This window comes from Brevibacterium iodinum ATCC 49514 (genome assembly GCF_900169265.1).
GTDB lineage: Bacteria > Actinomycetota > Actinomycetes > Actinomycetales > Brevibacteriaceae > Brevibacterium > Brevibacterium iodinum.
Map to the genome: position 1 here is coordinate 36,591 of NZ_FXYX01000011.1, position 24,668 is coordinate 61,258.

The 24,668-nt window shown below is 64.3% G+C and carries 17 protein-coding genes and 1 tRNA gene; 12 read left to right on the top strand and 6 right to left on the bottom strand.

Features of this window, described 5'->3' with window-relative positions; genetic code table 11:
- Positions 1-867 carry a branched-chain amino acid ABC transporter permease gene (locus BI49514_RS09175; RefSeq protein ID WP_101546256.1) on the bottom strand — a complete coding sequence of 289 codons (867 nt, stop codon included), beginning with the start codon at positions 865-867 and terminating at the stop codon, positions 1-3.
- 84 nt (positions 868-951) lie between these two features.
- Positions 952-2,100, bottom strand: a complete 1,149-nt coding sequence (locus BI49514_RS09180; RefSeq protein ID WP_257904121.1) for an ABC transporter substrate-binding protein — start codon at positions 2,098-2,100, stop codon at positions 952-954.
- 513 nt (positions 2,101-2,613) lie between these two features.
- On the opposite strand from BI49514_RS09180, the gene BI49514_RS09185 reads away from it, so the two are divergent.
- Together BI49514_RS09185 and BI49514_RS09190 are read left to right on the top strand one after the other, a co-directional pair.
- Positions 2,614-3,357, top strand: coding sequence for an SDR family oxidoreductase (locus tag BI49514_RS09185; RefSeq protein ID WP_101546258.1), 744 nt, complete (start codon positions 2,614-2,616; stop codon positions 3,355-3,357).
- A 51-nt stretch (positions 3,358-3,408) separates the two neighbouring features.
- Complete coding sequence (locus BI49514_RS09190) at positions 3,409-4,608, top strand: acetyl-CoA C-acyltransferase (protein ID WP_101546259.1); 1,200 nt, start codon at positions 3,409-3,411, stop codon at positions 4,606-4,608.
- A 224-nt stretch (positions 4,609-4,832) separates the two neighbouring features.
- On the opposite strand, the gene BI49514_RS16550 is transcribed toward BI49514_RS09190, so the two are convergent.
- The gene (locus tag BI49514_RS16550; protein WP_101546260.1) at positions 4,833-7,730 is read right to left on the bottom strand and encodes an HNH endonuclease signature motif containing protein; all 2,898 of its coding nucleotides are present in this window, start codon (positions 7,728-7,730) and stop codon (positions 4,833-4,835) included.
- 331 nt (positions 7,731-8,061) lie between these two features.
- Here BI49514_RS16550 and BI49514_RS09200 point away from each other — a divergent pair, with 331 nt between their 5' ends.
- Both BI49514_RS09200 and BI49514_RS09205 read left to right on the top strand, forming a co-directional pair.
- Positions 8,062-9,378, top strand: a complete 1,317-nt coding sequence (locus tag BI49514_RS09200; protein ID WP_101546261.1) for an MATE family efflux transporter — start codon at positions 8,062-8,064, stop codon at positions 9,376-9,378.
- Positions 9,375-10,274: a GNAT family N-acetyltransferase gene (locus tag BI49514_RS09205; RefSeq protein ID WP_244195129.1), complete on the top strand. Its 900-nt coding sequence runs from the start codon at positions 9,375-9,377 to the stop codon at positions 10,272-10,274. Before BI49514_RS09200 ends, BI49514_RS09205 begins: the two co-directional genes overlap by 4 nt.
- A 15-nt stretch (positions 10,275-10,289) precedes the next feature.
- Here the strand turns inward: BI49514_RS09205 and BI49514_RS16930 are convergent, their stop codons facing one another.
- Both BI49514_RS16930 and BI49514_RS09220 read right to left on the bottom strand, forming a co-directional pair.
- On the bottom strand, positions 10,290-11,813 hold the full coding sequence (locus tag BI49514_RS16930) for a M1 family metallopeptidase (RefSeq protein WP_244195128.1): 1,524 nt from the start codon (positions 11,811-11,813) through the stop codon (positions 10,290-10,292).
- Positions 11,746-15,702, bottom strand: coding sequence for a Pls/PosA family non-ribosomal peptide synthetase (locus BI49514_RS09220; RefSeq protein WP_244195127.1), 3,957 nt, complete (start codon positions 15,700-15,702; stop codon positions 11,746-11,748). Before BI49514_RS09220 ends, BI49514_RS16930 begins: the two co-directional genes overlap by 68 nt.
- Positions 15,703-16,003: 301 nt before the next feature.
- On the opposite strand from BI49514_RS09220, the gene BI49514_RS09225 reads away from it, so the two are divergent.
- The 4 genes from BI49514_RS09225 (at position 16,004) to BI49514_RS09240 (ending at position 20,722) form a co-directional block, all read left to right on the top strand.
- Positions 16,004-17,218: a metal-dependent hydrolase family protein gene (locus tag BI49514_RS09225; protein WP_101546263.1), complete on the top strand. Its 1,215-nt coding sequence runs from the start codon at positions 16,004-16,006 to the stop codon at positions 17,216-17,218.
- Positions 17,219-17,462: 244 nt separating this feature from the next.
- Positions 17,463-17,966 (top strand): DedA family protein, encoded by a 504-nt coding sequence (locus BI49514_RS09230; RefSeq protein ID WP_101546264.1) that lies wholly within the window; start codon positions 17,463-17,465, stop codon positions 17,964-17,966.
- Positions 17,967-18,161: 195 nt separating this feature from the next.
- Positions 18,162-19,553: a sodium:proton antiporter gene (locus tag BI49514_RS09235; protein ID WP_101546265.1), complete on the top strand. Its 1,392-nt coding sequence runs from the start codon at positions 18,162-18,164 to the stop codon at positions 19,551-19,553.
- On the top strand, positions 19,550-20,722 hold the full coding sequence (locus BI49514_RS09240) for an MFS transporter (RefSeq protein WP_101546266.1): 1,173 nt from the start codon (positions 19,550-19,552) through the stop codon (positions 20,720-20,722). Before BI49514_RS09235 ends, BI49514_RS09240 begins: the two co-directional genes overlap by 4 nt.
- Positions 20,723-20,805: 83 nt before the next feature.
- Here BI49514_RS09240 and BI49514_RS09245 read toward each other — a convergent pair.
- Positions 20,806-20,882, bottom strand: a tRNA-Pro gene (locus BI49514_RS09245).
- Positions 20,883-21,112: 230 nt separating this feature from the next.
- On the opposite strand from BI49514_RS09245, the gene gcvH reads away from it, so the two are divergent.
- From gcvH to BI49514_RS09265, 4 genes are read left to right on the top strand one after another with little or no spacing between them, the layout of a single operon-like run.
- The gene (gene gcvH / locus BI49514_RS09250; RefSeq protein ID WP_101546267.1) at positions 21,113-21,517 is read left to right on the top strand and encodes a glycine cleavage system protein GcvH; all 405 of its coding nucleotides are present in this window, start codon (positions 21,113-21,115) and stop codon (positions 21,515-21,517) included.
- Positions 21,517-22,632 (top strand): FHA domain-containing protein, encoded by a 1,116-nt coding sequence (locus BI49514_RS17290; protein ID WP_101546268.1) that lies wholly within the window; start codon positions 21,517-21,519, stop codon positions 22,630-22,632. The genes gcvH and BI49514_RS17290 overlap by 1 nt, the downstream gene beginning before the upstream one ends.
- Positions 22,633-22,642: 10 nt before the next feature.
- Positions 22,643-23,128: a bifunctional nuclease family protein gene (locus BI49514_RS09260; RefSeq protein ID WP_101546269.1), complete on the top strand. Its 486-nt coding sequence runs from the start codon at positions 22,643-22,645 to the stop codon at positions 23,126-23,128.
- A gap of 10 nt (positions 23,129-23,138) precedes the next feature.
- Positions 23,139-24,533 carry a class II 3-deoxy-7-phosphoheptulonate synthase gene (locus BI49514_RS09265; RefSeq protein ID WP_101546270.1) on the top strand — a complete coding sequence of 465 codons (1,395 nt, stop codon included), beginning with the start codon at positions 23,139-23,141 and terminating at the stop codon, positions 24,531-24,533.
- The last annotated feature ends 135 nt before the right edge of the window (positions 24,534-24,668 follow it).

Below are 24,668 nucleotides of genomic sequence, written 5' to 3' on the forward strand. Positions count from 1 at the left end.
TCATCGCTGCACCGCCTTCGTGAACAGTCCGTTCGGCTTGATGGCCAGCACAGCGACGAGAACGATGAATGCCACGGCCTCTCCGACAGCTGAGGAGATGTAGGTCGCCGTCATCGTCTCTGCGATAGCGAGTGCGAAACCGCCGACGATGGCGCCGGGAAGCGACCCCAGGCCACCGAGGATGATAATTGCGAATACCTTGAGATTGAGCGCGTCGCCCATCGTCGGGGACAGGAGATTGATCGGTGCGACGAGGCCGGCCGCGATGGTGGCCAGGAGGGCGGACAGCCCCAGCGTCAGCATCGATACCATCGACGGGTTGATGCCGACCAGCGATGCACCGACGCGGTCCTGTTCGATCGCTTCGATCGTCTGGCCATGGATGGACCGCTTGATGAACAGCGCCAACAGCGCCAAGACGATCACCGCTGTGACGATGATGACGATTCGCTGCGCAGAGATCTCGGCGCCGAGAATGCGGAGCTCGCCGGTGATCGGTGTGTCCATGCGGCGGAAGTCAGCGCCCCAGATCGCTTGAGCCAGTGCTTGGAAGAAGAACATCGCACCGACGGCCGCGATCATGTGGTGAGTATGCGGGGAGTTGCGCAAGGGGTGGAAAACGAGGCGCTCGAGACCGACTCCGACAACGAACAGCATGATCGCAGCGATGCCGATTGCGGCAATATAGGGAACGCCGACTGTTGTCAGGAAGAAATAGGTGATGTAGGCGCCGAGCATATACAGCGCACCGTGTGCCAGATTGGGAATGCGCAGCACTCCGAACACCAATGTCAGACCGATGGCGGCAAGACAGTAGACACCGCCCAGTGCAAGGCCATTGAAGAGTTGCTGGATGAAGAGGGTCATGATTTTCGGGTCCTCTGCAGGCATAAGAGCGGCCCGGTGAGGCGCACCGAAGCGCATCACCTTCAGACCAGCCGCTGACGGAGATTACTTGTCGTCGGATACCTGTTCGATCGGCACCTTGGTGTACTTGCCGTCCTCGTTGAGGAAGGTTGCTTCCAGGTTGGGATTGAGGAGGTGACCCTGTTCCGTGATCTCGTCGGGGAAGCCATTGACCTTGTACTTGCCATCGACCTCAGGCAGTGCCTCACTGATGGCTTCGCGAATCTTCTCGGGGTCGTCGGTTGTCCCAGCGGTTTCCATCGCCTTCGCGATGATCGCAATTCCCTGGTAGTTCAGGGCAGTTTCGCTGGTCGGGACCTTCTTCTCTCCGGCCTTCTCAGCAAATTTCTTCAGGAAGTCCTCGGTACCGGGATCCTCATATTCGGAGACCGGCAGGACGCCGACCGAATTCTTGAGATTGTCGAGCTTCGTCACCGTGGCCATTTCATCCAGTTTCGCCTGGTCCATGACGAGGAAGCTGCCCTTGAAGCCCTGCTTTCGAGCTTCTTCCATGATCAGCGCGGTCGGTTGGGACGGTCCGCCGACGAAGATGGCGTCGGGCTTCTCTGACAGAGCTTTCGAGACGGGGCCCGCAAAGTCGGAAACGGTGGCGTAGTCGACGCTGTTGTCGCCGCCGATCTTCCCGCCGGCCTCACTCCACGCATCCGTGATCGACTCGGTCCACTGTTGTCCGTACTCACTCTGAGTTCCGAGTAGAGCGAGCTTCTTGCCTCCGTGCTCCATGGCAGTTTCGGAGAATTCCTCGGCATAGGACTCGAAGTTCGGCGGAATCATCATCGTCAGAGGGTTGTCGGCCTGCACGATTGCCGGGTCAGAGGTGTAGGCGGAGATGAGGAAGTTCGACCTGCCGCTGTTGATCTGCTGAATCGCCTTGATGGCTCCGGCGTTCGGGGAGACGACGACCGGAGCCTTGTCCTGATCTGCTAATCGTTGAGCATTGCTAGCGGCAGTGGATGGTGCGTATTTGTCGTCGAGGGACTTCAACTCCAGAGTCACGGGATTGCCGTCGACCTCTACGCCGTCTGCGTTGAGGTCGTCGATGGCCATTTCGAGACCGATCTTCACGTTCTCGCCGTACGCAGCGCCGCCTCCGCTGAGCGGTCCGGTATAGCCGATGACAACCGTGTCGCCCTCACCCGAGCCACCACCGCCTCCGCAGGCTGTGGCAGTCAATGCGATTGCTCCCAAAACTGCGGCTGCCGAGAGTCTGCGGCGGCGACTTCGCGAGACAGAGTTCATCTTTTCTCCTTTGAAAAGCTCTTGGAACACGTTTGCTCCACACGGTGTCCGAGACGTCGTCAATGACAGTTCTCAGAGTCGTCGTCAATACGTAATGGACTTCGACTGATGTGAACAATTCCAAATCACTCTGGTGAAGTCAATGGTTTTGAGCTAGATTTTTGAACGTTCGATAATCTTCGGGGTCGGACCTGGCTTGGAGAACATAAGGCGAGGTCGGGCGACATGCGCGCAGAATCGTCAAGAGCTGTTTCGGGTCGCTGACATGTTCGAAGCGGCTATCTGTCTGAAAGGTGAGCAAACAATCGTTCAGTGACGGAATTGGTCTAGAGTGGCCTTAGCTGCATGGGAGAGCTGTGTCACATCGGTTCCGGTGCAGACGCGAACCGCAGTCGAACACTCGGTTCCGCAGGGCAATGACGCAATATCATCTTTAGGAGCTTGTTCATGACTCGTACAGCAATCGTCACCGGTGGAGGCCGCGGCATCGGAGCCGCCATCGCCAAGCGACTCGGAGCCGACGGACTCAAGGTCGCCGTTCTTGATATGGGCCCCACCGATGAGACCGTTGCCGCCATCAAGGAAGCCGGCGGCGAAGCGCTCGGCCTCGAAGCCGATGTCTCTGACGAAGACTCGGTCAACGCTGCGGTCAAGCAGGTCGCCGAGACCCTCGGCGCGCCGACCGTTCTGGTCAACAACGCAGGGATCCTGCGTGACAACCTCCTGTTCAAAATGACTCACGAGGAGTTCAACAAGGTTCTCTCCGTCCACCTCGGGGGAGCGTTCCTCATGGCTCGGGCGGTGCAGTCGTACATGGTCGAAGAGAAGTTCGGCCGCATCATCTCGATGTCCTCCACCTCGGCTCAGGGCAATCGCGGACAGACGAACTACTCCGCTGCCAAGGCCGGTATCCAGGGAATCACGAAGACCTGGGCGATCGAGCTCGGCAAGTTCGGCATCACCGCGAATGCCATTGCTCCCGGCTTCATCGAAACTGATATGACCAGGGCCACCGCTGAGCGCGTGGGTATGGGCTTCGAGGAGTTCGTCGAAGCTTCGGTCAAGCAGATCCCCGTGGCGCGGTCGGGCAAGCCCGAGGACATCGCCCACACCGCATCGTTCCTCGCCTCCGAGGGCGCCGGGTTCGTCTCCGGTCAGGTCATCTACGTCGCCGGCGGTCCGAAGGACTGATCGCCACCGTCCTCACGACGAGTTCAACAACATCTTCGAAAGGTGAGACCCATGAGAGAAGCAGTGATTGTGTCGACGGCTCGCACGCCGATCGGCAAGGCCTACCGTGGTGCCTTCAACGACACCCAGGCTCAGGAGTTGGCCGGCCATGCGATCAAGCATGCTGTGGAGCGCGCCGGTCTGGAAGGCGGTGAGGTCGAGGACGTCGTCTTCGGTGCCGCTCTGCAGCAGGGCAGCCAAGGGACGAATGTCGCTCGGCAGGCGGCACTGCGAGCCGGGCTTCCTGTGACGGTTCCGGGAATGTCGATCGACCGGCAGTGCGCTTCCGGGCTGATGGGCATTACGACCGCGGCGAAGCAGGTCCTCTTCGACGGCCAGGAGATCGCCGTCGGCGGTGGCGTGGAGTCGGTGTCGCTGGTCCAGAATGACAAGATGAACACGTTCCGGGCCAAGGATCCGTGGCTCGTGGAGCGCATCCCGGGCATCTACTACCCGATGCTGGCCACGGCCGAGGTAGTGGCCGAACGCTACGGCGTCAGCAGAGAAGCTCAGGACGAGTACTCCCTGTCTTCGCAGCAGCGTACCGCCGCCGCTCAGGAGGCCGGACGGTTCGATGACGAGATCGTGCCTCTGCCGACGACGAAGGTCGTCGTCGACAAGGAGACGAAGGAGACCACGCGTCAGGATGTGCTGCTCGAAGCCGACGAGGGCAATCGCCCGTCGACGACTCTGGAGAGCCTGGCCGGACTCAACCCGGTGCTCGAGCCCGGTGTGGCGTCGAAGGTTCCGAGCATCACCGCCGGCAACGCCTCTCAGCTCTCCGACGGAGCATCCGCTTCGGTGGTCATGTCGAGCGATGAGGCCAGCCGACGCGGACTCGAACCGCTGGGCATCTACCGCGGTATGGCCGTGGCCGGCTGTGAGCCGGACGAAATGGGCATCGGGCCCGTCTTCGCCATTCCGAAGCTGCTGAAGACCCATGGGCTGTCGATCGACGACATCGGCCTGTGGGAGCTCAACGAAGCGTTCGCTGTGCAGGCACTGTACTGCCGTGATCGGCTTGGCATCGATCCGGAGAAATACAACGTCGACGGCGGCGGCATCTCCGTCGGACATCCTTATGGGATGACCGGCGCTCGTCTTGTCGGACACGCCCTCATCGAGGGGCGTCGCCGCGGAGTGAAGTACGTCGTCGTCACGATGTGCATCGGCGGCGGACAGGGCGCTGCCGGACTGTTCGAAGTCTGCTGAGGCTTTCAATCAACCGTTCAGCCGGAACAGTGAAACTCTGCCGCTGAGCGGCAAAGGCCGACGAGATCCGGATCGTTTCTGATCCGAGTGTCGTCGGCCTTTCTGCGTTGTCGAACGGTGTGGAGTCCGACCTCTCGCCGGTGGCCTGCCGACAGTGAGCCGTCAGCGGTAGTGAAGTCGTCGTAGTCGGACGTCAACGGAGGGCCCACCGCGCAGGATGCCTCTCAGAATGGTGGAGGTTCGCCGGAGTCCCAGAACCAATCGCGCAGCTCCGAGCCGTCCTCATCTTCTGGCAGGGCGCCGGACGGTTCGCCGGTTCTGCTCGGCGCAGATACCGGTATGAATGCGCAGAGATCCCCGGCAACGAGTTCCCTCCAGCCGGGGGTGCCTTCGGCCGCCGCTGGTTCAGGGCATTCCCGCGCTCGTTTCCGATCGCCGGGAGCCGGGTGCTTCGCATCTGCACCGCTGCTCTGGGCCGTCGACGCCTCGGTGTCAGATCCCCGCTCAATGACAGAGTCACGCTCAGCGACAGATTCACTTTCGGGCGTTGGCGCATGGTCGTGGGCAGATGGATCCTCTGTGCTCGACTGCTCCACTGTGACCGCTCGGCACTGTCGTGCGGTGCCACTGCCGAATCGTTCGAGGAACAGCCGGGCATGCTCGACGCTGATGGGGTTGTCCGGTGCGACGCCCTCCACGGTTACACCTTTGCGGAAGACATACTCGAGGTGGCCGGGTTCGGTCATCCGCACGTCGAAATTGCCGTTTGTCTTCTGCAGGTGGTGCGCCTTGCAGAGGCAATGGAGGTTGCCGAACCGAGTGAGTCCGCCCTGGGTAGGGTCGGAGTGATTGAACGGGTCAATGTGGTCGACCTCTGTCACCTCAGCTGGTTGAGTGCAACCGGGGAATGTGCACGTAACGAATTGGGCGACGAGTGTCTTGCGCACGCTGTTGGGAATCGCGTAGGACGTTGCCTTCGCGTCGACAGGTGTTCCGGACGCCGGGTCGGTGAGCAGCCTGGTCCACGTGGTGGAGTAGCCGGCGACTCGTCGTGCCATGTCGGCAGGGATCGGCGACCCGTTTGGAAGCATGCCCGCCAGATCACACACCTCACTTGAGGTTAGCGGTACGTCAGGGCCTGTGGGCTGCGCTGTTGGGGTGATCGGGGGTGTTGGTGACTCGGTGGGAAGTGGGGGAGCTGAGGCGTCCGTCGGCGGCGGCGGTGCACCTGAGGGTTCGCTGCTCGCCGGTGGTGCACCCGGGGGATCCGTGGGCGGCAGCGGAGGACTGCCGTCTTCCGACTGGAATTGGCTGAGCAGCGTCAGCAGAGGAACAGTGATAAATGTGCTCGCCTGATTCGCCAGCCAATACTCGCTGGTCGGCATATCCAGGAGGAATTCGAAGCTGATGCGGCGCTCGCCGGCATCGAGGATGGGCTTGCCGAACGCGTCGACAGCGCCGGCTGCTGCAGCAGCGGTGCCCTCGGCGGCGGGGCGGGCTCCGTCCGCACGCGAGCCGATGAGGGCCGAGAGCGAATCGGCCGTGTTGTGATTGGTCGTGCTGTTGCTGCTGAGGATGGCCTCGAGCAGCCGGGACTCGAAAGTGCGTCCTGCCGGAGTGATCGGCGCCTTGGGGCTGGGTTCGCTCTGTGCTGTGGCTCCCGAATCGGCCGACGCAGTTTGCGTCGGTGCCTCGTAACCGTTCTTGTCCATGTCGTCGAATACCCGCTCGATGTAGTCGAGCAGGGCCTCGCCTTCGTGCATCGGGATGCCGTCGGGGCCGGCGAAGAGGCCGTCGAGAGAGAAATCGGAGCTCGTCGATGAGCCGTCTGCGTCATTGGTGCTGATGATGCGCAGCTTCAGCTGAGGACGCGTGCGCGTGAGGATGTCGAACATCAGGGCAGAGATCGACCGTTCCTCATCAAAGCAGTCGCCTGCCTTGAGCTGGCTCGTGAACGCACTCGTATTGTTCTTATGCACTGCCCGGCAGAAGGCGTCGAGCCTCCTGAAACAGGCCTGAAGTTCCGGGGCGGGACCGGTCAGCGTGAGGTAGGCAGTTCCGTCGTCGCCGGTGCTGAAGTCGACCCGACGCCGCAGCGATACGCTCTTCACCGTATCCTCGGCCGGCTGAAGCGCGGCTATCTTCAGCGCGACCGAACGTTTGAACGTCTCGATCGTGATGTCGGCGCGCCTGTGGGCCAGATAGTCGTCGAGCGCCGGCAGATGCTCGAAGTGCAGGTCTCGGCATGCACGAGTCACACAATCGACATGCTCGATCGTGAAGTCTCCACCCAGGCAGCGTTTGAGGAATCGCGGGAGCCCGTGCGCCAGCGTCATCGACGACGTCATGTGCTGGAGCGATCTGCTCGTGGTAGCGCCGAGCAGGCTAGAATACACGCCCGCCTCAGTCGGCTCGATATTGCTGCGCAGCCATGCGAAGAAAGTCATTTCCGGGTCAAAGCCTGGAAAGTCAGGCAACAGAGCAGGATCGGACAGGAACTCCTCGGCCAACTTCCGGACTTGACGGAGACGGCGACCGGCGGCACGATCCTTCTTCGGCCCAGCGCTGATGCCGATCTTCGTTCCCGATTCGGCTTCGACCTGAGCCACAGCTCGTGTCCACGCCAGATTCTCTCGGTTGGTCCAGGTCCTGCGCGTGGAGAAGAGGTCGTCGGAAGGGAGGTCGACTGCGCAGATCTTCTGGTCGATGGCGTCGTAGTCGTGGCTTCGGTGCGAACCGACGGCACCGTCGGCTGCTTGGGGCTGAGCCTTCTTCTCGCCGAGGGCAGCAGATGTTCTGCCGGTTTCAGGCGAGGAGTAACGGGTACAGGTCTCGGTGAATGATGCGAACTCATAGGCCGCGTCGGGATGGCATCCCAAGAGGCCGAGGGCATAGGCAACATCCTGTGCAACGGCACGGCTGGTGGCGACCATGGAGTGGAGCTGCGCGAGGCTGCTCTGCATATAGGCATCCAGCAGATCGACGAGGTCACTGTCTTCGGCCTCTTCCATGCGCCGCCCGTGCGCACGACGGAACTGGGACAGGGTCCGACTGTCCGCCTCTGCTGGGGGAGCGGCAGGCAGGAGCGACGTCAGTCCGTCGTTGTCTCCGATGTTCTTCATCGGTGTCTCACCTCTCCACGCCTCTGTGGAAGTCGCTCGTCGGGAAGTCGCCTATCTCAATTATATGATCTGCAGGCACATATAAATATTACAATACGATTACAAATAGAACAAAAGATGATTATTGATCGGTCATGACTTATTCGTTCTCATCCTCGGTGATGCTGCTCTGTTTGTCCTCCGACTCTACGGTTCGGCACTGACGCGACAGTGCGATCGAGGTGAGCCCACCTTCGCACAGGGGCGCTCCTCGGTACCTGTCGGCCCACCTTCGCGCAGGGACGATCCGCGGCACTCGGGCCCAGCGAGACCGGTTCGCTAGAATCGGGGCGTGGCAGAGATCGACAAAGACATTCTCCGTTTGGCCCTTCCCGCACTCGGAGCCCTGATCGCCGAACCCATTTTCCTGCTCACGGACACGGCCATGGTGGGCCACCTCGGTGCCGGTGCTCTGGGATCGCTGGCGATCGCCTCGACGATCCTGCAGACGGTGCTCGGTCTGATGATCTTCCTCGCCTATGCCACCACACCGCGAGTAGCCAAACGGATGGGAGCGGGGGACGGGCCGGGTGCGATCACGGCCGGGTTCGACGGAATCTGGCTGGCGCTGGGCACGTCCGTCCTGCTCATCATCATCGGTCTGCCGCTGCTGAATACTGCGATCGAGGCTTTCGACCCGGACCCGGCGATCACCGAGGGCGCACACTCCTATCTGGCGATCTCATGGTGGGGGCTGCCGTTCATGCTCATGGTCATCGCGGCCACCGGACTGCTGCGCGGGCTGCAGGATACGAAGACTCCGCTGATCGTCGCGGCCGCCGGATGCATCGCCAATATCGGCCTCAACGCCGTCTTCATCTACGGGCTCGATATGGGCGTCGCGGGATCGGCGATGGGCACGGTCATCGCGCAGGCCGGAATGTGCGCGGTCTACCTCACCATCTCCATCCGCGCCGCCCGCCGCCTCCATGCCAGCATCCGCCCGGATTGGACGGGCGTGTTCACCTCGGCGAAGACCTCCGGGTGGCTGCTGGTGCGCAACGCCTCGCTGCGTGCGGCCCTCATCCTCCTCGTCTTCCTGGCGACGGCGATGGGCACGACGGACCTCGCTGCGATCCAGGTCGCTCAGAGCATCTTCTTCGCTCTCGCGCTCGCCCTCGACTCGCTGGCCATTGCGGGCCAGGCGATGATCGGACTTGAGCTGGGTGCGAAGAACACCGAGGCGGTCGCCGCGATCAACCGCCGCCTGTGCCTGTGGGGGATCGTCTTCGGCATCGTCGTCGGCGTCGTCCTGTTCGCCGGCTCCGGAATCATCCCCCGTGCCTTCGCGTCGGACCCGGCCGTGGTGTCGGCACTGGCCGCCCTCGTGCCGGTCCTCGCCTTGAGCATGCCGATCGCAGGCTTTGTCTTCGTCCTCGACGGAGTGCTCATGGGAGCTGAGGACGCGAAATATCTGGCTCTGGCACAATTGGTCGCTGTGATCGGATACGCAATTCTGCTCATCCCGATCGTCAACATCTGGCCGGGAGCACCCGGGCTCTGGGCCGGCTTCTGCATCGGATTCGTCGGTTTCCGCGCCCTGACACTGGGCTGGCGAGTACGCAACCGGGCGTGGATCGAACGCGCCGTCGAGAAAGGAATCTCATGAATGCTGCACACACTGACGCTCATGATCCGCAGAACACCTCCGCTGATTCGCAGGACACCTCCGCCGAGGCGGCCGCCGCCTCCCTGCGCGGACGGATCCGTCCGCTCCCGGCCGAGACCGATGACGAGATCTTCCTGCCCTTCCTCGATCTGTGCTTCAACTGGTCGATGGACAGGCCCCGGATCGAAATCGAGGACCTCCGATTCCGCAGCGATGCCGTATTCTACTACCGCGGCTGGGGACGAGAGGGAGATATCGCCGTTGCCGCGCACGCCGAAGCCGATGCGCAGTCACCGATCGTCGGACTCGCCTGGGTGCGCCTGGCCGATATCGACGACGTCGTCGGGAGGGCCGACGAAAAGGTGGGCGGCGACTTCGCTTCTGCCCTGGACAAGACCGGCACCGAGGTGGTCCGCAGCGAGGTCGTGCCCGAAAGTGACGCGGAGGCGGGGGCCGACTCCGAGACCGACGCGGAGTCTGGGGCTGACTCAGCTTCAGATGCACCGGCCGGCACCGACACCGACGAGTCCGCTGACGCAGACAACGCAGCCACTGAGCCGGCAGCAACTGAGCCGGCAGCAACTGAGTCGGCGGCCGCTGGGTCAGCGGCCGCCGATCTGACGCCGTCGGATGAGCAGACGCCCTTCACCGGGTACGGTTGGGTCGCAGCCGATATTCCTGAACTCTCGATGGCAGTGCTGCCCGACCACCAGGGGCAGGGAATCGGCGGAGCCCTTCTCGACACGGTCTGTGCGCTGGCGCGGATGAGCGGCTTTCCCGCCGTCAGCCTGTCCGTCGAGGACGGCAACGGGGCGGCGAAACTCTACGCCGACCACGGATTCGTGTCCGTCGGACGCAACGGCGACTCGGACGTGCTCGTCCGCAAGCTCGGCTGAGGCGCAACCAGGCCGTTACCGAAGTTCCGGAAGTTCCGGAAGTTCGAGCTCCTCGAGCCATGGCCGGACCACCTCGGCGATGTCACGGTCTGCCACCTCGGATACGCAGCGGATGAACTCCTCGGTGCTCACCGACGAATGACGGTACCGCTTCGTCCACTCGCCGACCGCGGTGAAGAAATCCGCATCGTCGAGTTCGAGGCGCAGGGCATGCAGACACAGAGCACCGCGCTTGTACACGCGGTCGTCGAACATGTCCGGCCCTCCCGGATCACCGAGCATGATGTCCTGCGGCTGAGAGGACAGCTCCTTCCACCACTGCCGTGCACGTTCATCGGCACTCGCACGCCCGGACTCCTCCGACCACAGCCACTCCGCGTAGCAGGCGAAGCCCTCGTTGAGCCAGATGTCCTTCCACCGGGACGGCGTGAGCGAGTTCCCGAACCACTGGTGGGCCATCTCGTGGGCGACGAGACGTTCGGCCTCCCACTCGGGCCCAAGATGATTGGGCCCGAGCACGGACAGCGGCTGCGACTCGAGCGGGATCTCGAGCACGTCATCGGTCACGACCACGTCGTAGACATCGAACGGATAGGGTCCGAAGCGGTCGATGAACAGGTTCATCATTCCGTGTTGGACACCGAGGCGTTCGACTGCCACATCCCAATGATCATCGGCATAGACGCCGAGGGCAACAGGGGACTCGGTCCGGCTGTGCCTTGTACGCTTGCCCGACGAATCGTGAACAGACACGTCCTTGCCGGCAGGGCCGGTGACTCCTCGGACAGCGCTGGAGAGGGCATCTCTGGCGGAACCGGCAACGGCATCCTTCGCCGCCCCGCGCATCGCGGCGCCGAACCTCGTCGCACTGGAGCTCAACGGGATCTGCCCGTACTTGTAGCGTCCGATCTGCACCGTCGCCAAGTAAGTCGCCAGGGGAGTCGTCGACTCATACGTCCAGCGGGTCCGCCCGGCCTTGCGGGTCTTCTTCGTCAGCGACCCATTGGACACCACCGTGTACTCGGACTCGACGAGCACGGAGATCCTGTACTGGGATTTGTTCGAGGGATGGTCATTGCAGGGGAACCAGGTCGAGGCGCCGACGGGCTGACCGGCCACGAGCACTCCGTCTTCGAGCTCCTCCCAACCGATGTCTCCCCAGGTGCCGATCGCCGGTTCCGGATTGCCCGTGTAGCTGATGTCGATGACCACCGGCTGGTCGCTCTTCAGCACCGGGGTCGTCAGCCGCAGCTTCTTCCCTCGTGCGGAGAAGCGGACCTTCTTGCCGTTGACGCTGGCCTTCGTCACCCGCAGACCCGTGAGATCGAGGACGATCGACGAAGCTTCCGTAAGGATGCGTCCCTTGAGCACCGCCCTGGCGGAGAGCCGATTCGGCCCGATCCGATAGTCGAGGTCGAGATCGTAGTGGTCGATGTGAAGGTCCGCATTGCCGACGCCCTGGGTATAGGAATCAAGCATGCGATCGGCTCGATCGGTCTTCGTCTCGGTCTTCTTCGAGTGAGGGAAGTTCTGGGGCATCTACCCAGGGTATGACAGGATTGCCGCTGAAGTAGGCATGGGCCGGCACGAACTCGCCGCGCATGACCAGTGACGTCGCCCCGACAGTGGCGTTCTCACCCAGGGTGGAGGCCGGGAGGATGACGCTGTTGGGTCCCAAAGTGGCACCGGGATCGAGCTGAACGGTATCAAGGCTCATCACCCGATCGTGGAACAGGTGAGTCTGGACCACACAGCCGCGATTGACTGTCGAGTTGTCCCCGAGATCGACGAGGTCGGCCTCCGGCAGCCAGTAGGACTCGCACCACACGCCGTGACCGATCTTCGCACCCATCGCCCGCAGGTACCACACGATGGCAGGAGTGCCCACGGCATTCCGGGCGAACCAGGGGGCGGCCACGAGTTCGACGAAGCAGTCGGCGACCTCGTTGCGCCAGATGAATGACGACCACAGCGGATGCTCCCCGGGCCGGATCGGACCGGCGAGGATCCATTTCGCAGCCACGGCCAGTCCCGCCGCCACGGCACCGGCGGCCATCATCACGATCCCCGAGGTGAGCAGGGCCAGCAGCACGGAGGCGAGGAACGTCGTCGACTGAGCGGCCACCCCGCCCGGCAGACCGAGGAAGAACCAGATGGTGAGCACGACAGCGGTGATGAGCACACCGCCGGCGATGATCGATGAGATCCGCAGCGTCTCCCAGAAGGCACGGGCGGCCTTGACCCCGAAAGTCGGAGCGTAGGTGAGCGACTCGTCGGATTCCACGGCGGCGCGGCGCAGCTGCACCGGGGGAGAACCGAGCCACGACGATCCCTTCTTCGCCTTCGCCGGTGCAGCAGAGAGCACCGCCACGAGGGAGTTCTTCGGCACCCTGCGACCGGGGGAGGCGATTCCCGAGTTGCCGAGGAAGGCACGTTTGCCGACCTTTGCGCGGCCGGCTCGCATCCAGCCGTGGCCGAGCTCGTAGCTGGCAACCATCGTGTCATCGGCAAGGAAGGCACCGGCCGCGATCGTCGTCATCTTCGGAACGAAGACGACCGTCGAGATCTCAGTGCCCGGCCCCACCTTCGCACCGAGGAGGCGCAGCCACCAAGGGGTGAGCATCGACGCGTAGAGCGGGAACAGCAGGTCCCGCGCCATGTCGAGCAGCCGCTCAGTCGCCCACACCCGGTAGCCGCGGGCCGAGCGGACGGGGAACTCTCCCTCTTCCATGCCGATCGCCAGGATCCGCACCGCGATGAGGATGAACAGTGCAGTGGTGAAGAACCACAGACAGGCCACGACCGGTGACCATGCAACCAGCAGCCAGGGCGACTCGACGACCTCGACCCCGGAGACTCCGAGCATGAGCGCGACGCCCGGCACCACGGCGAGATACGGCAGGAGCGCATTGATCTGGGAGCCCACGGCGTAGAACAGGAACGGCAGACGTCGCCTGGGCGGGGGAGCAGGCCAGGACTTCTTCGCCTTCCCGACGCGAACGGCCGGCGAACCCGAGTAGATGTGATTCTTCCGCACCCGACCGGTCACCGCGGATCCGGCTTCGACGAGGGCCCCGACCCCCACCTCGGCGCCGGGCATGAGCGTCGACCGGGCGCCGATCGTGGCATTGCGACTGATGTCGATTCGTCCGATGCGCAGCAGATCGCCGTCGACCCACCAGCCCTTGAGATCGACCTCGGGTTCGACCGCCGCACCCTCGCCGAGGGTGAGGAAACCGGTCACCGGCGGCACCGAGTGCAGATCGGCATCGGGCCCGATGCGGTTGCCCAGCAGCTTCGCATACCAGGTCACCCACGGTGCGCTCGCCACCGATACCGCCGCAGCAAGATCGGCGATGTGCTCGGCCAGCCACAGCCGCTTGTGCACCCAGCCCGATCGCGGATAGTCCCCGGGCCGGATCCCGATCATGAGCAGACGCGCTGCTCCGGCTGAGATGAGCATCCGCCCCCAGGCGGTGACGAAGACGAGGAAGAGGACGGCGACGACCGGCCACGGAGTCAGCGGCAGATCCGCGCCGAGTCCGACACCGATATTGGCCGCCAGCATCGCCAGCACCACCCACCGGACCCCGCCGAGGATGTGCACCGGGATCCCGAGCAGAACCTGGAAAGCCTGCATTCCCCGGGAAGTCCGTGTGATCGTGCGCTTGGGTCCCGTCGGTCCGATGCCGGACCCTTCTTCGCCGAGGCAGAGCCTGGACAGGGCGCCGAAGCGCGGGTGGGCGTAGATATCGCCGACCGTGACGCTGGGATGGCGGGTGCGCAGCCGGGACACGAGCTGGGCTGCTCCCAGGGAACCGCCGCCGGCGGTGAAGAAGTCCGTATCGCTGCCGGGTCGGGCACCGAGGACCGCGGCCCACTGCTCGGCGACCCACTCCGTGTCCTCGTCGAAGACTTCGTCGGTCCCGGCCGTTTCGGCACCATCGTCGAGCGGCCACGGCAGAGCATTGCGGTCGACCTTGCCGGAGGTCTTCGTGGGCAGATCCTCGACGAGGGCCAGGCGCGGCACGAGTGCGGCGGGCAGCTCCTCACGCAGAGTCGACTCCCAGGCGGGAAGGTCGGCCTTGCCGGAACCGGCACCGGGGGCGAGATAGCCGATGAGGACGTCCGTGCCGGCCGCGGTCTTCTTCACTGCCGCGGCAGCGCCTTCGACACCGGGCAGGGCCTGCAGTGCAGCATCGATCTCGCCGAGCTCGATGCGCCTGCCTCCGAGCTTGATCTGCTCGTCGGCGCGACCGACGAAGATCAGCCCGGCCCGATCGTTGACGACGAGGTCGCCCGACCGGTACGCCCGCTCCCAGCCGAGGCTCGGCATGGGAGCGAACTTCTCGGCGTCCTTCGCCGGATCGAGGTAGCGGGCCAGGCCGACTCCGCCGATGATGAGCTCACCGGTCTCGCCTGCGGCGACGGGCACGCCCTCGGCATCGACGACGGCTAGGTCCCAGCCCTTGAGCGGCAGGCCGATGCGCACCGGCTCGGATCCGTCGAGCATGGCGGCGCAGGCGACGACGGTCGCCTCGGTGGGACCGTAGGTGTTCCACACTTCGCGGTCGTCATCGCTGAGCCGGCGCCCCAGCTCGGGCGGACACGCCTCGCCGCCGAAGATGAGGAGGCGGACATTGTCGAGACTCTCCGCCGGCCACAGCGCGGCCAGGGTCGGCACGGTCGAGACGACGGTGATCTGCCGCGACGACAGCCACGGCCCCAGATCCATACCGGACTTCACCAGTGCACGCGGGGCCGGGACCAGGCATGCGCCGTGCCGCCATGCCAACCACATCTCCTCGCAGCTGGCGTCGAAGGCTACGGAGAGTCCGGCGAGAACGCGATCGCCTGGACCCAGCGGCTCCTCGACGCAGAAAAGGGCCGCCTCGGCGTCGACGAAGGCCGCGGCCGAACGGTGGGTGACGGCAACGCCCTTCGGGGTGCCCGTCGACCCGGAGGTGAAGATCACCCAGCAGTCGTCATCGGGCGTGGGAGACCGCAGCTCGGAACGGTCGAGGGGGCCGCGGTCGGTGCGGGATTCGATGTGCGGTCCGGCGGTGATCACTCCGGTCACGGCCGCCTCGGCGAACACGGTGCGTGCCCGCTCATCCGGATCGTCGACGTCGACGGGAACGTAGGCCGCGCCGAGCATGAGCGTGGCGAGGATCGCCAGGTACAGATCCACCGACCCCGAAGGGACACGGACGCCGACCTTGTCACCGGGGCCGATCCCGGTCTCGGCCATCTCCAGTGCGAGATCGCGGATCGCGGTGATGAGCTCCGAATAGCTGAGCACCCGCGTGCCGTCGTCGAGGGCCGGCTGATCGGGATGCGCGGCGGCCGACTCGAGGAGGACGTCGATGAGGGTGCGGTCCTCACGGGGCCGTACAGGGGACGGGAACTGCGGTGCGTATTCTCTCACGTGTCTTCCGGGTCGTTCGGGAGCTGATCGGCGCCGGGCCGACCGGTGCCGCCCGTGACCATAACCCAGGAAGGTGTCGCGGACGTGAACACGGGTCGGGGCGCGAACAGTGCGCATTCCGGTTCCGATGTCTGATCTTAAGTCACCGTTCTTCGCGACACCGCCCTGATCGTCGCGGAGCGGTCGCTCTCGTCACAGCGCGGAGCGGTCCCTCTCGTCACAGAGCAAGCGTCCGTGATAGATGTGAGGAGCCGGCCGTCGACGGTCGTCCAGCTGATTTTGAACGATGAGGAGCACGCCCATGGTCACAGTTCTCACCCATGCCACGGTCTTCGACGGAACCCGCTTCCTGCCCGCCACCCGGGACGTCGTCATCGACGACGGACGGATCGCCTCGGTGGCGGAAGGAGGGCAGGGTCCGCACAACGCAGGTGACGACTACGTGGACTGCACGGGGAGGACGATCATCCCCGGAGTCATCGACTGCCACGTCCATCTCACGAGCACCGGCGCGGCAGCCACCTCGAACTTCCACGACCCGTTCTCGCTCCAATTCTTCAACTCCGTGAAGAATATGGAAGCCACCCTCAAAGGCGGAGTCACGACCGTGCGCGACGCCGGAGGAACAGACCTCGGTGCGAAGGTCGCCGTGGAGACCGGTGTGGTGCGCGGTCCGCGGCTGACGATCGCCGTCAACATCATGTCCCAGACCGGAGGCCACGGAGACTTCCACCTCGTCTCCGGGGCGGAGTCTCCTTTCCTGGCCCCGCACCCCGGCCGGCCCTCGGGCGTCGCCGACGGACTCGAAGAGGTGCAGAAGAAGACCCGCGAACTGCTGCGAGCCGGGGCCGACCACATCAAGATCTGCTCGACCGGGGGAGTGCTCTCCCCACGCGACGATCCGCGTCACTCCCAGTTCACCGAAGCCGAGATCGCCGTCATCGTCGCCGAAGCGGCCGCCCAAGGCGCGCACGTGATGTCCCACGCGCAGGGCGCACCGGGAATCAAGAACGCCGTCCGCGCCGGGGTGCGCTCGATCGAACACGGAATCTACCTCGACGACGAAGCCATCGACCTCATGCTCGAGCACGGCACATTCCTCGTCCCGACCCTGCAGGCCCCGCAGGCCGTCATCAAGGCCGCCGACGCCGGTGCCGGACTGCCCGCCTCCGTCGTGGACAAGGCCCGACGCGTCGTCGACGCCCACCAGGAGTCGATCAGCCGGGCCCACGAAGCAGGAGTCCCGATCGCTCTGGGCACCGATGCCGGTGTCGGACCGCACGGGGCGAACCTCGAAGAGATCAGCCTGCTGGCCGAGGTGGGACTGTCCACGACGGAGGCGCTCGCCGCCGGAACCTCCGTGGCCGCCCGGCTGCTCGATGACGATCGGGTCGGCCGAATCAGCGAGGGCGGACTGGCCGACCTCGTCGTCGTGGACGGCGACCTGCGCACCGCCGACGTCCGTGGAATCGAGGACCGGGTCAACTCGGTCTACCTCGACGGCGGGCTCGTCTGAGCGGTTCATTTGAGAGGGACCTCGCCGAGGCGGTGCCCGGCATTCTCCGGCACTGCCTCGGGCGTTCCGACTGCACTGTCTCGTGGGCGCTCCGACTGCATCGCCTCGGTGGGTGAGATCGGTCTCGACCGGCCGCTCTGTGAGGGCAACCTAACCTAACGGGGCTATGATGAGAGAGACCGATCCGTGAAGCCGCAGTGCGTCCGCGCAGCGGAATGCCCAGAGAGAGGAGTGCGCCGCACCGATGAATCCGCTCGACTGGTCGTTTCCGATCGCAGTGACATGGCTGATCATGTTCGGCATCATCGTCGTCCGCGCCGGCGGCACCTTCGTCCTCGGCCGTTTCGCCCGCAAGGGAATCCGCAAGTTCCACCGAGTCGAGAAGATCATGGCCGGACCCAAATACCGCCGCGCCGAGGACACCATCGACCGCTTCGGGGCACCCGTCGTGGCCCTGAGCTTCCTCACCGTCGGGCTGCAGACCGTGGTCAACCTCGCTGCCGGAACCACGGGGATGCGCTACCGCCGCTACGTCCCGGCGCTCGCCGTCGGCGGATCGTTGTGGGCGCTCGTCTACTCAACCGTCGGGTTCCTCGGCTTCAAGGCGGTGGCCAAGGCCTACCAAGCCGAACCGGGGCTGACCGTCGGGCTCGGCCTCGTCTTCATCGTCGCGATCGGCGGTCTGCTCATCGGACTGCGCAAGGATCGCACTCCCGCCGAGGAGTCGGCCCCCGCCTCGGCGAACTGAACGGCACCCCTGCTGACTCACCGGGCGTTTCGGCGAACTCGACGATCTTCGCCCACGGTTCTCTGTGTCCATGCGGCAAGCTGCGTCCGTGTGGCAGACCGTGGTCCGGTGCGCCGTACGAGTTCAGTAGAGTAAGACAGCGTCAACGTCGACTGGACGAGCCTGCTCGTCGACAGTGAGTAAGGGAGTCCCCGGATGGTCGTGGCCTGGTGGAGCATCATTCCGTTCGTTCTGCTGCTCGGATGCATCGCGGTGCTCCCGCTCATTCCGGCCACGGAGAAGATCTGGGATCGCAACCTCGTCAAGCTCATCGTCGCGCTCATCCTCGGTGTGCCGATCGCCGTGTGGTTCCTGCTCAGCGGAGAGTCGACGACCGTCATCCACGCGCTGCTCGAGTACTTCCAATTCATCATGCTCATCGGCAGCCTCTTCGTCGCCTCGGGTGGAATCTTCCTCGTCGGCGACATCAAGGCGACACCTCGGAGCAACACGATCTTCCTCGCCGTCGGCGGTGTGCTCGCCTCGTTCATCGGCACCACGGGTGCGGCGATGCTGCTCATCCGCCCGATCCTCAACACGAACCAGGACCGCAAGCACCGCACCCACACCGTCATCTATACGATCTTCATCGTCGCGAACTGCGGCGGCCTGCTCACACCGCTGGGCGACCCGCCGCTGTTCCTCGGAATGCTGCGCGGAGTGCCCTTCGAATGGACATTCGGGCTCTGGCCGTACTGGCTGTTCGTCAACGCCCTGCTGCTCATCAGCTACTTCGCCCTCGATAAGAAGATGTATGCGAAGGAACCGGCCGAGGCGCTGGCCAAAGATGCCGAGTATGCGACGAAACTCGGCCTGCGCGGCGCCAGCGGTCTGCTGTTCCTCGCGATCATCATCGTGGCCGTTGCTTTCATCCCGTCGGTCGACATGCATGCGATCGAAACAGGACATGCGAGCGCCTCGGACTTCGTGCCGTGGCGTGAGCTCGTCATGCTCGTCTCCGCGGCGACGTCATTCCTCGTCGGTGATCGCGGTGCCCGGTTCAACCTCAACAAGTTCACCTGGACGCCGATCCTCGAGGTGGGGTCGCTCTTCATCGGCATCTTCCTCACGATGATGCCGGCCCTGCAGTACTTGGGGCAGATCGCCCACAAGATCCCGCTGGGCGAGATCTCCCTGTTCATCTTCACCGGCGGTCTGTCCTCCGTGCTCGACAATGCTCCGACCTATGTCACCTTCTTCGAGATGGCCGCCCAGGTGCCTGGCGAACCGAAGGTGGCGGGAGTGCCCGAGACGCTGCTCATCGCGGTCTCGCTCGGCGCCGTCATGGGTGGTGCCATCACCTACATCGGCAACGGACCGAACTTCATGGTCAAGTCCGTCGCAGATTCGGCGAATGTGGCGATGCCGAGCTTCGGCGGCTACGTGTGGTGGTCGCTGCGCCGTCTGGTGCCGATCCTCGCCTCGATGGTGCTCATCTTCATGACCGGCTCACTGTGGTGGATTCTGCTCGGAGTCCTGGTGGCGCTCGTGATCCTCGGGCAGGCCGGACGCGACCTGCGCGCGGCGAAAGTCGTCAAGGCAGAGTGAGGGCCGCAGCCGGGGTCGGCCTCTACTTCACCGGCAATGGTGCCGTCTTCGCCGCTCTCCTGCCGTGGTATCCGCTGCTCGTCGACCGACTCGGATTGAGCTCCTGGCAGTTCGGTCTCGTCGTCGCCTGCTTCGCTGTCGGGTCGCTGTTGTCCTCGGCCCTGCCCGCCGCCCTCATCGCCCGATTCGGAGCGCACCGGGTCGTCATCGTTGGGACGGTGATGCTCGGTGTGGCCGCCTCGGCGACGGCGTGGTCGGTCAACGGCGTGATGATGGCGATCTGCCTGCTCCTGTTGGGGTGCTGCGATGCGATCGTCGATGTCGCGCAGAACGTCGTCGGCATCTCCGTCCAGGAGCGGGCCGGTCGCACGATCCTGTCGTCGATGCATGCGCTGTGGAGCCTCGGCGGTCTGCTCAGCGGAGCCGCCGCAACCGCTGCCGCCAGCTCCGGTGCCGACATGCGAATGTGGCTGGGGCTCATCGGAGTCGCCGCGGCGGTCATCACGATCGTTGGACGCCGCCTCATCGGAGACTATGCCTCGCCGAGGCGGGTCGCCGATTCCGACGCCGAGCCTGAAGGCCGTAGCGGAGATGGGGCCGTGGGGCGATCGAAACGGATGGTCCTCTGCGCGGCGCTGCCCTTGGCGATCGTCGCGATCTGCGGTGCCGCGGTCGAGGACATCGCAAACAATTGGGCGGGGCTGGCCGCGGTCGAATTCGCAGGAGTTCCGGCCGCCTCGGCGGGGATCGCCTTCAGCGTCGTCATCGGCAGCCAATGCCTCGGACGATTCAGCGGGGACGTGCTCGTGACGTGGTTCGGGGCCGGCCGGATCGCGGGCTTCGGTGGCGGTCTCATCGCATGCGGCGGAATCGGCGTCATCGCAGCCCAGGAGCCCGTTCTGCTGCTCGTCTCGATGGGAGCGCTCGGATTCGGGTCAGCGACGCTCGTGCCCGGAGCACTGGGAGCGGCCGCTCGTCTGCCCGGGGTTGGGCGTGCAGGGGGAGTGACGGTGGTGAATTGGCTGATGCGGGTGGGGTACCTCGGGACCAGTCCGCTGGTCGGGGTTGTCGCCACCGGAGGGGGACTGCGGTGGGGACTCGGCATCATCGTGCTCGTCGGCCTCGTGACGGTGGTCTTCGCGAACCGCTTGGACGTCCGTCGGACCTGACGAGTGTGGGAACGAAAAATGTGCCGCTCCTTCGTCTCAGCGAAGTGGCGACACATTCTATTGAAAGCGGGTGATGACCCGGATGGTCGGGCTAGCGGGATTTGAACCCACGACCTCTTCACCCCCAGTGAAGCGCGCTACCAAGCTGCGCCATAGCCCGTTACCGTACTCCCTCGTGGGCAACGAGAACTAGCTTATACCGAGCGGAGGCCAACTGCCAAAACCGCGTTCCGTGACCTTCGAAAAACAGGTATCATCCCAGGTAGATACCGAAGAAGCGGGTCGTGCAGATGCCTGACAGGGTGACTCAGTAACATTTCCGTTTCGTGATTGTTATGAAAGTGGCCCAGGCGGCTATGCTTGGTACACCGACAAACTAGAGGAGTCGACATGGCAGATCTGGATTATCCAGTGTCTTTGCGGTACTCGCGCGACCACGAGTGGGTTGCGACCACGGAAGACAACGCAGTAGTCCGTGTGGGTATCACTGATTTCGCCCAGGAACAGCTGGGTGACGTCGTCTATGTCGACCTGCCTGAAACCGGGGATTCGGTCACCGCAGGGGAGTCCTGCGGCGAAGTCGAGAGCACGAAGAGTGTCTCCGACCTGATCGCACCCGTGTCGGGGACCGTCACAGAGGTCAACGACTCACTCGACGATTCACCGGAGACCGTGAACTCGTCTCCCTTCGAAGACGGGTGGATGTATCTCGTCGAACTCAGTGACCCCGCACAGCTCGAATCGCTGATGGACAGCGAGGCGTACAAAGAGCTCATTCAGAGCGAGGAGGCGTAATGTCGCAGAACCACGATCAGAATCGTCCGACCCCCTCGCAGCCCTGGTATGACAACGGACAGGTCCCGCAGTCGAAGAAGTTCCCGTTCGGGGCCGGAAACGGCAATGGCGCTGACGAGTCGGCGACTCGGATGAACCCTCAGGTCGACCAGAACGGTCATGGGAACACCCCTCCCTACGGTCAGCAGCCTGCCGACGGTGCCCCGCAGGCACCGCAGTACGGCAATGGCCAGAATCACGGGGGCACGCCGCAGGGCGACCAGAGCTATGGCAACGGCCAGCAGTTCGGCGGCACCCCGCAGGGCGGACAGAACTATGGTGCGTCGCAGCCGGCGAGTCAGCCGTATGCCGGACAGGGGCAGGGCAGCCAGGGGCAGCCGCAGTATCAGCCTCAGCAGAATCAGTATCCGCCGCAGAACTACGGCCAGCCGCAGAACTACGGCCAGCCTCAGGGCGGCCAGAGCCAGCAGCAGTACGGCTCCAATGGTGCCGGCCAGTTTGCGCAGCCTCAGGGCAGCCAAGCTCAGCCGCAGTACGGGAACCATCCGCAGCAGGGCGGACAGGAACAGTACGGTTCGAACGGGGCCGGCCAGTACGGCCAGTTCGATCCGAACCAGCAGCAAGGCAGCCAGCCCGGCCCCGGCCAGTATGGTCAGCCGCAGTCCGGCCAACCCCAGGGTGGCCAGCCACAGGGCGCTCCGAGGAACGGCGGACAGGGCCCGATGAACGAATCGGGCAGCCAGCAGTTCCAGGGAATCCTGGATCCGCACACCGGCGAGATCCACCCGGTGCCCGACCTCGAAGGTCTGCAGGACGCCGATGCTCTGCTCGTCGTCGTCTCCGGACCGGACTCCGGTTCTCAGATCCTGCTCGACACCGATGTGGTCACGGTGGGTCGCAGCCCGAATGCCGACATCTTCCTCGATGACGTCACGGTCTCGCGTAAGCATGCCGAGTTCATCCGCACTCCCAGCGGGTTCACTCTGCGCGACACGGGTTCGCTCAACGGCACCTATGTGGGCCGTCAGCTCATCGACTCCATCGAACTGCAGAACGGAGCCGATGTGCAGATCGGCAAGTTCCGAATGATCTTCCAGCAGCGTCCGCGCTCCTGACCGAGGGATAATGTCAAAAGTCGAAGTCGAGGTTGTCGGCGTCCGCATCGAAATGCCCGCTAACCAACCGATTCTGCTGCTCAAGGCCAGCGAACCTGCTTACTATCTGCCGATCTGGGTCGGTGCGATCGAGGCCAATGCGCTCTCGATCGCGCAGCGGGGACTGACCCCGCCGCGCCCCATGTCACATGCTCTGCTGCTCGACGTCCTCGAGAAGTACGGGGCCGAGCTGCAGGACGTGACGATCACCGGCAAGGACGGTCAGATCTTCCTGGCAGAGCTGCACACGAATGACGGGAAGTCGATCTCCGCGCGCCCTTCGGACGCGGTGACTCTGGCGCTGACAGCCGACTGCCCCGTGTTCGTCGAAACACAATTGCTTGAAGAGTCCGGAATCGAAGCCCCCGAGGCCGATGAAGAGGAAGTCGCACAGTTCAGAGACTTCCTCGACAATGTCTCGGCCGAGGACTTCGAGACCGGTACCGAAAACCCATGAAAGTGAAACATTGAGTCTCCACACCGATCCGGTCCTGTCCAACAGAGAAATCGCCGCTGCCGGCCACGACAATCTCCGCGGTCTCGACGACTGGCGAGAGATGGATCCGAAGCAGCAGCCGACGTATCTCGACAGTGCTGCGCTCGACGAGGTGCTCACCGATCTGCGCAACTCACCCCCGTTGGTCTTCGCCGGTGAAGCCGATGTGCTCAAGCAGCGGATCGCCGCCGCCTCGCGCGGAGAAGCCTTCGTCCTGGCGGGCGGCGACTGCGCCGAATCCTTCGAAGGAGCCCAGGCGGACAAGATCCGGGCTCGTGTGCAGACGGTTCTGCAGATGGCGGCCGTGCTGACCTACGGCGGATCGATGCCCGTGGTGAAGATCGGCCGCATGGCCGGTCAGTTCGCGAAGCCGCGTTCGGCCGATATGGAGACTCGTGACGGAGTCACCCTGCCGTCGTTCCGCGGAGACATCGTCAACGGCTACGAGTTCACCGAGGAATCCCGCCGCCACGATCCGGAACGTCTGCTCAAGGCGTACCACATCTCCGCTTCCACGCTGAACCTCATCCGTGCGTTCACCCAGGGCGGCTTCGCCGATCTGCGATTCGTCCACGACTGGAACCGCGGTTTCCTCGCATCGAACCCCGGCTACCAGCGCTACGAGCAGACCGCTGCCGAGATCGACCGTGCCATCCGCTTCATGGATGCCTGCGGAGCCGACTTCGATGCGCTCAAGACCACCGAGTTCTACGCCGCCCACGAGGCGCTGCTGCTCGAATACGAACGTGCACTGACTCGCATCGACTCACGCACCGGTGAAGCCTACGACGTGTCCGGACACTTCCTGTGGATCGGCGAACGCACCCGCGAGATCGACGGCGCCCATGTTGACTTCCTGTCCAAGGTGCGCAACCCCATCGGCGTCAAGCTCGGACCCACTGCCACGGCTGATGACGCCTTGGCCCTGGCCGAGAAACTCGACCCGGACGCCGAGCCCGGCCGCCTGACCTTCGTCACCCGCATGGGTGCCGGTCAGATCGGTGAGTCGCTGCCGGCTCTGCTGTCGGGAATCGGCGACCGTCTGCCGCATGTGACCTGGGTCTGCGACCCGATGCACGGCAACACGATCACTTCGAACACCGGGTACAAGACCCGCCGCTTCGAAGACGTCATGGCCGAGGTCGAAGGATTCTTCAACGCGCACCGCGATGCAGGCACGATCCCCGGTGGACTGCACATCGAACTCACCGGCGATGACGTCACCGAGATCATGGGCGGGGCCACCGAGATCGACGACGAAGGCCTGCGTCGCCGCTACGAGACCCTCGTCGACCCGCGCCTCAACCACGATCAGTCGCTGGAGATGGCGTTCCAGGTCGCCGAGTACCTCACCCGTCGGCAGTAACCGCCACAACTGACAAAGCCGGGGGCTCCGCAGAATCTCTGCGAGCCCCCGGCTTTGTCGTCTGACCGACGGGAATCATCTTCGCCCGACCGACCCGTCGTGCCTGTCCGACTGTCGTGCCTGATCGACCGTCGT

Excerpts from the sequence above, each read along its gene's own strand:
- BI49514_RS09235 (WP_101546265.1), top strand. The coding sequence starts at position 18,162 with ATGGTCGTGGCCTGGTGGAGCATCATTCCGTTCGTTCTGCTGCTCGGA.
- BI49514_RS16930 (WP_244195128.1), bottom strand. The coding sequence starts at position 11,813 with ATGCCCCAGAACTTCCCTCACTCGAAGAAGACCGAGACGAAGACCGAT.
- BI49514_RS09185 (WP_101546258.1), top strand. The coding sequence starts at position 2,614 with ATGACTCGTACAGCAATCGTCACCGGTGGAGGCCGCGGCATCGGAGCC.
- BI49514_RS16550 (WP_101546260.1), bottom strand. The coding sequence starts at position 7,730 with ATGAAGAACATCGGAGACAACGACGGACTGACGTCGCTCCTGCCTGCC.
- BI49514_RS09175 (WP_101546256.1), bottom strand. The coding sequence starts at position 867 with ATGACCCTCTTCATCCAGCAACTCTTCAATGGCCTTGCACTGGGCGGT.
- BI49514_RS17290 (WP_101546268.1), top strand. The coding sequence starts at position 21,517 with ATGTCGCAGAACCACGATCAGAATCGTCCGACCCCCTCGCAGCCCTGG.
- gcvH (WP_101546267.1), top strand. The coding sequence starts at position 21,113 with ATGGCAGATCTGGATTATCCAGTGTCTTTGCGGTACTCGCGCGACCAC.
- BI49514_RS09190 (WP_101546259.1), top strand. The coding sequence starts at position 3,409 with ATGAGAGAAGCAGTGATTGTGTCGACGGCTCGCACGCCGATCGGCAAG.
- BI49514_RS09230 (WP_101546264.1), top strand. The coding sequence starts at position 17,463 with ATGAATCCGCTCGACTGGTCGTTTCCGATCGCAGTGACATGGCTGATC.
- BI49514_RS09260 (WP_101546269.1), top strand. The coding sequence starts at position 22,643 with ATGTCAAAAGTCGAAGTCGAGGTTGTCGGCGTCCGCATCGAAATGCCC.
- BI49514_RS09205 (WP_244195129.1), top strand. The coding sequence starts at position 9,375 with ATGAATGCTGCACACACTGACGCTCATGATCCGCAGAACACCTCCGCT.
- BI49514_RS09225 (WP_101546263.1), top strand. The coding sequence starts at position 16,004 with ATGGTCACAGTTCTCACCCATGCCACGGTCTTCGACGGAACCCGCTTC.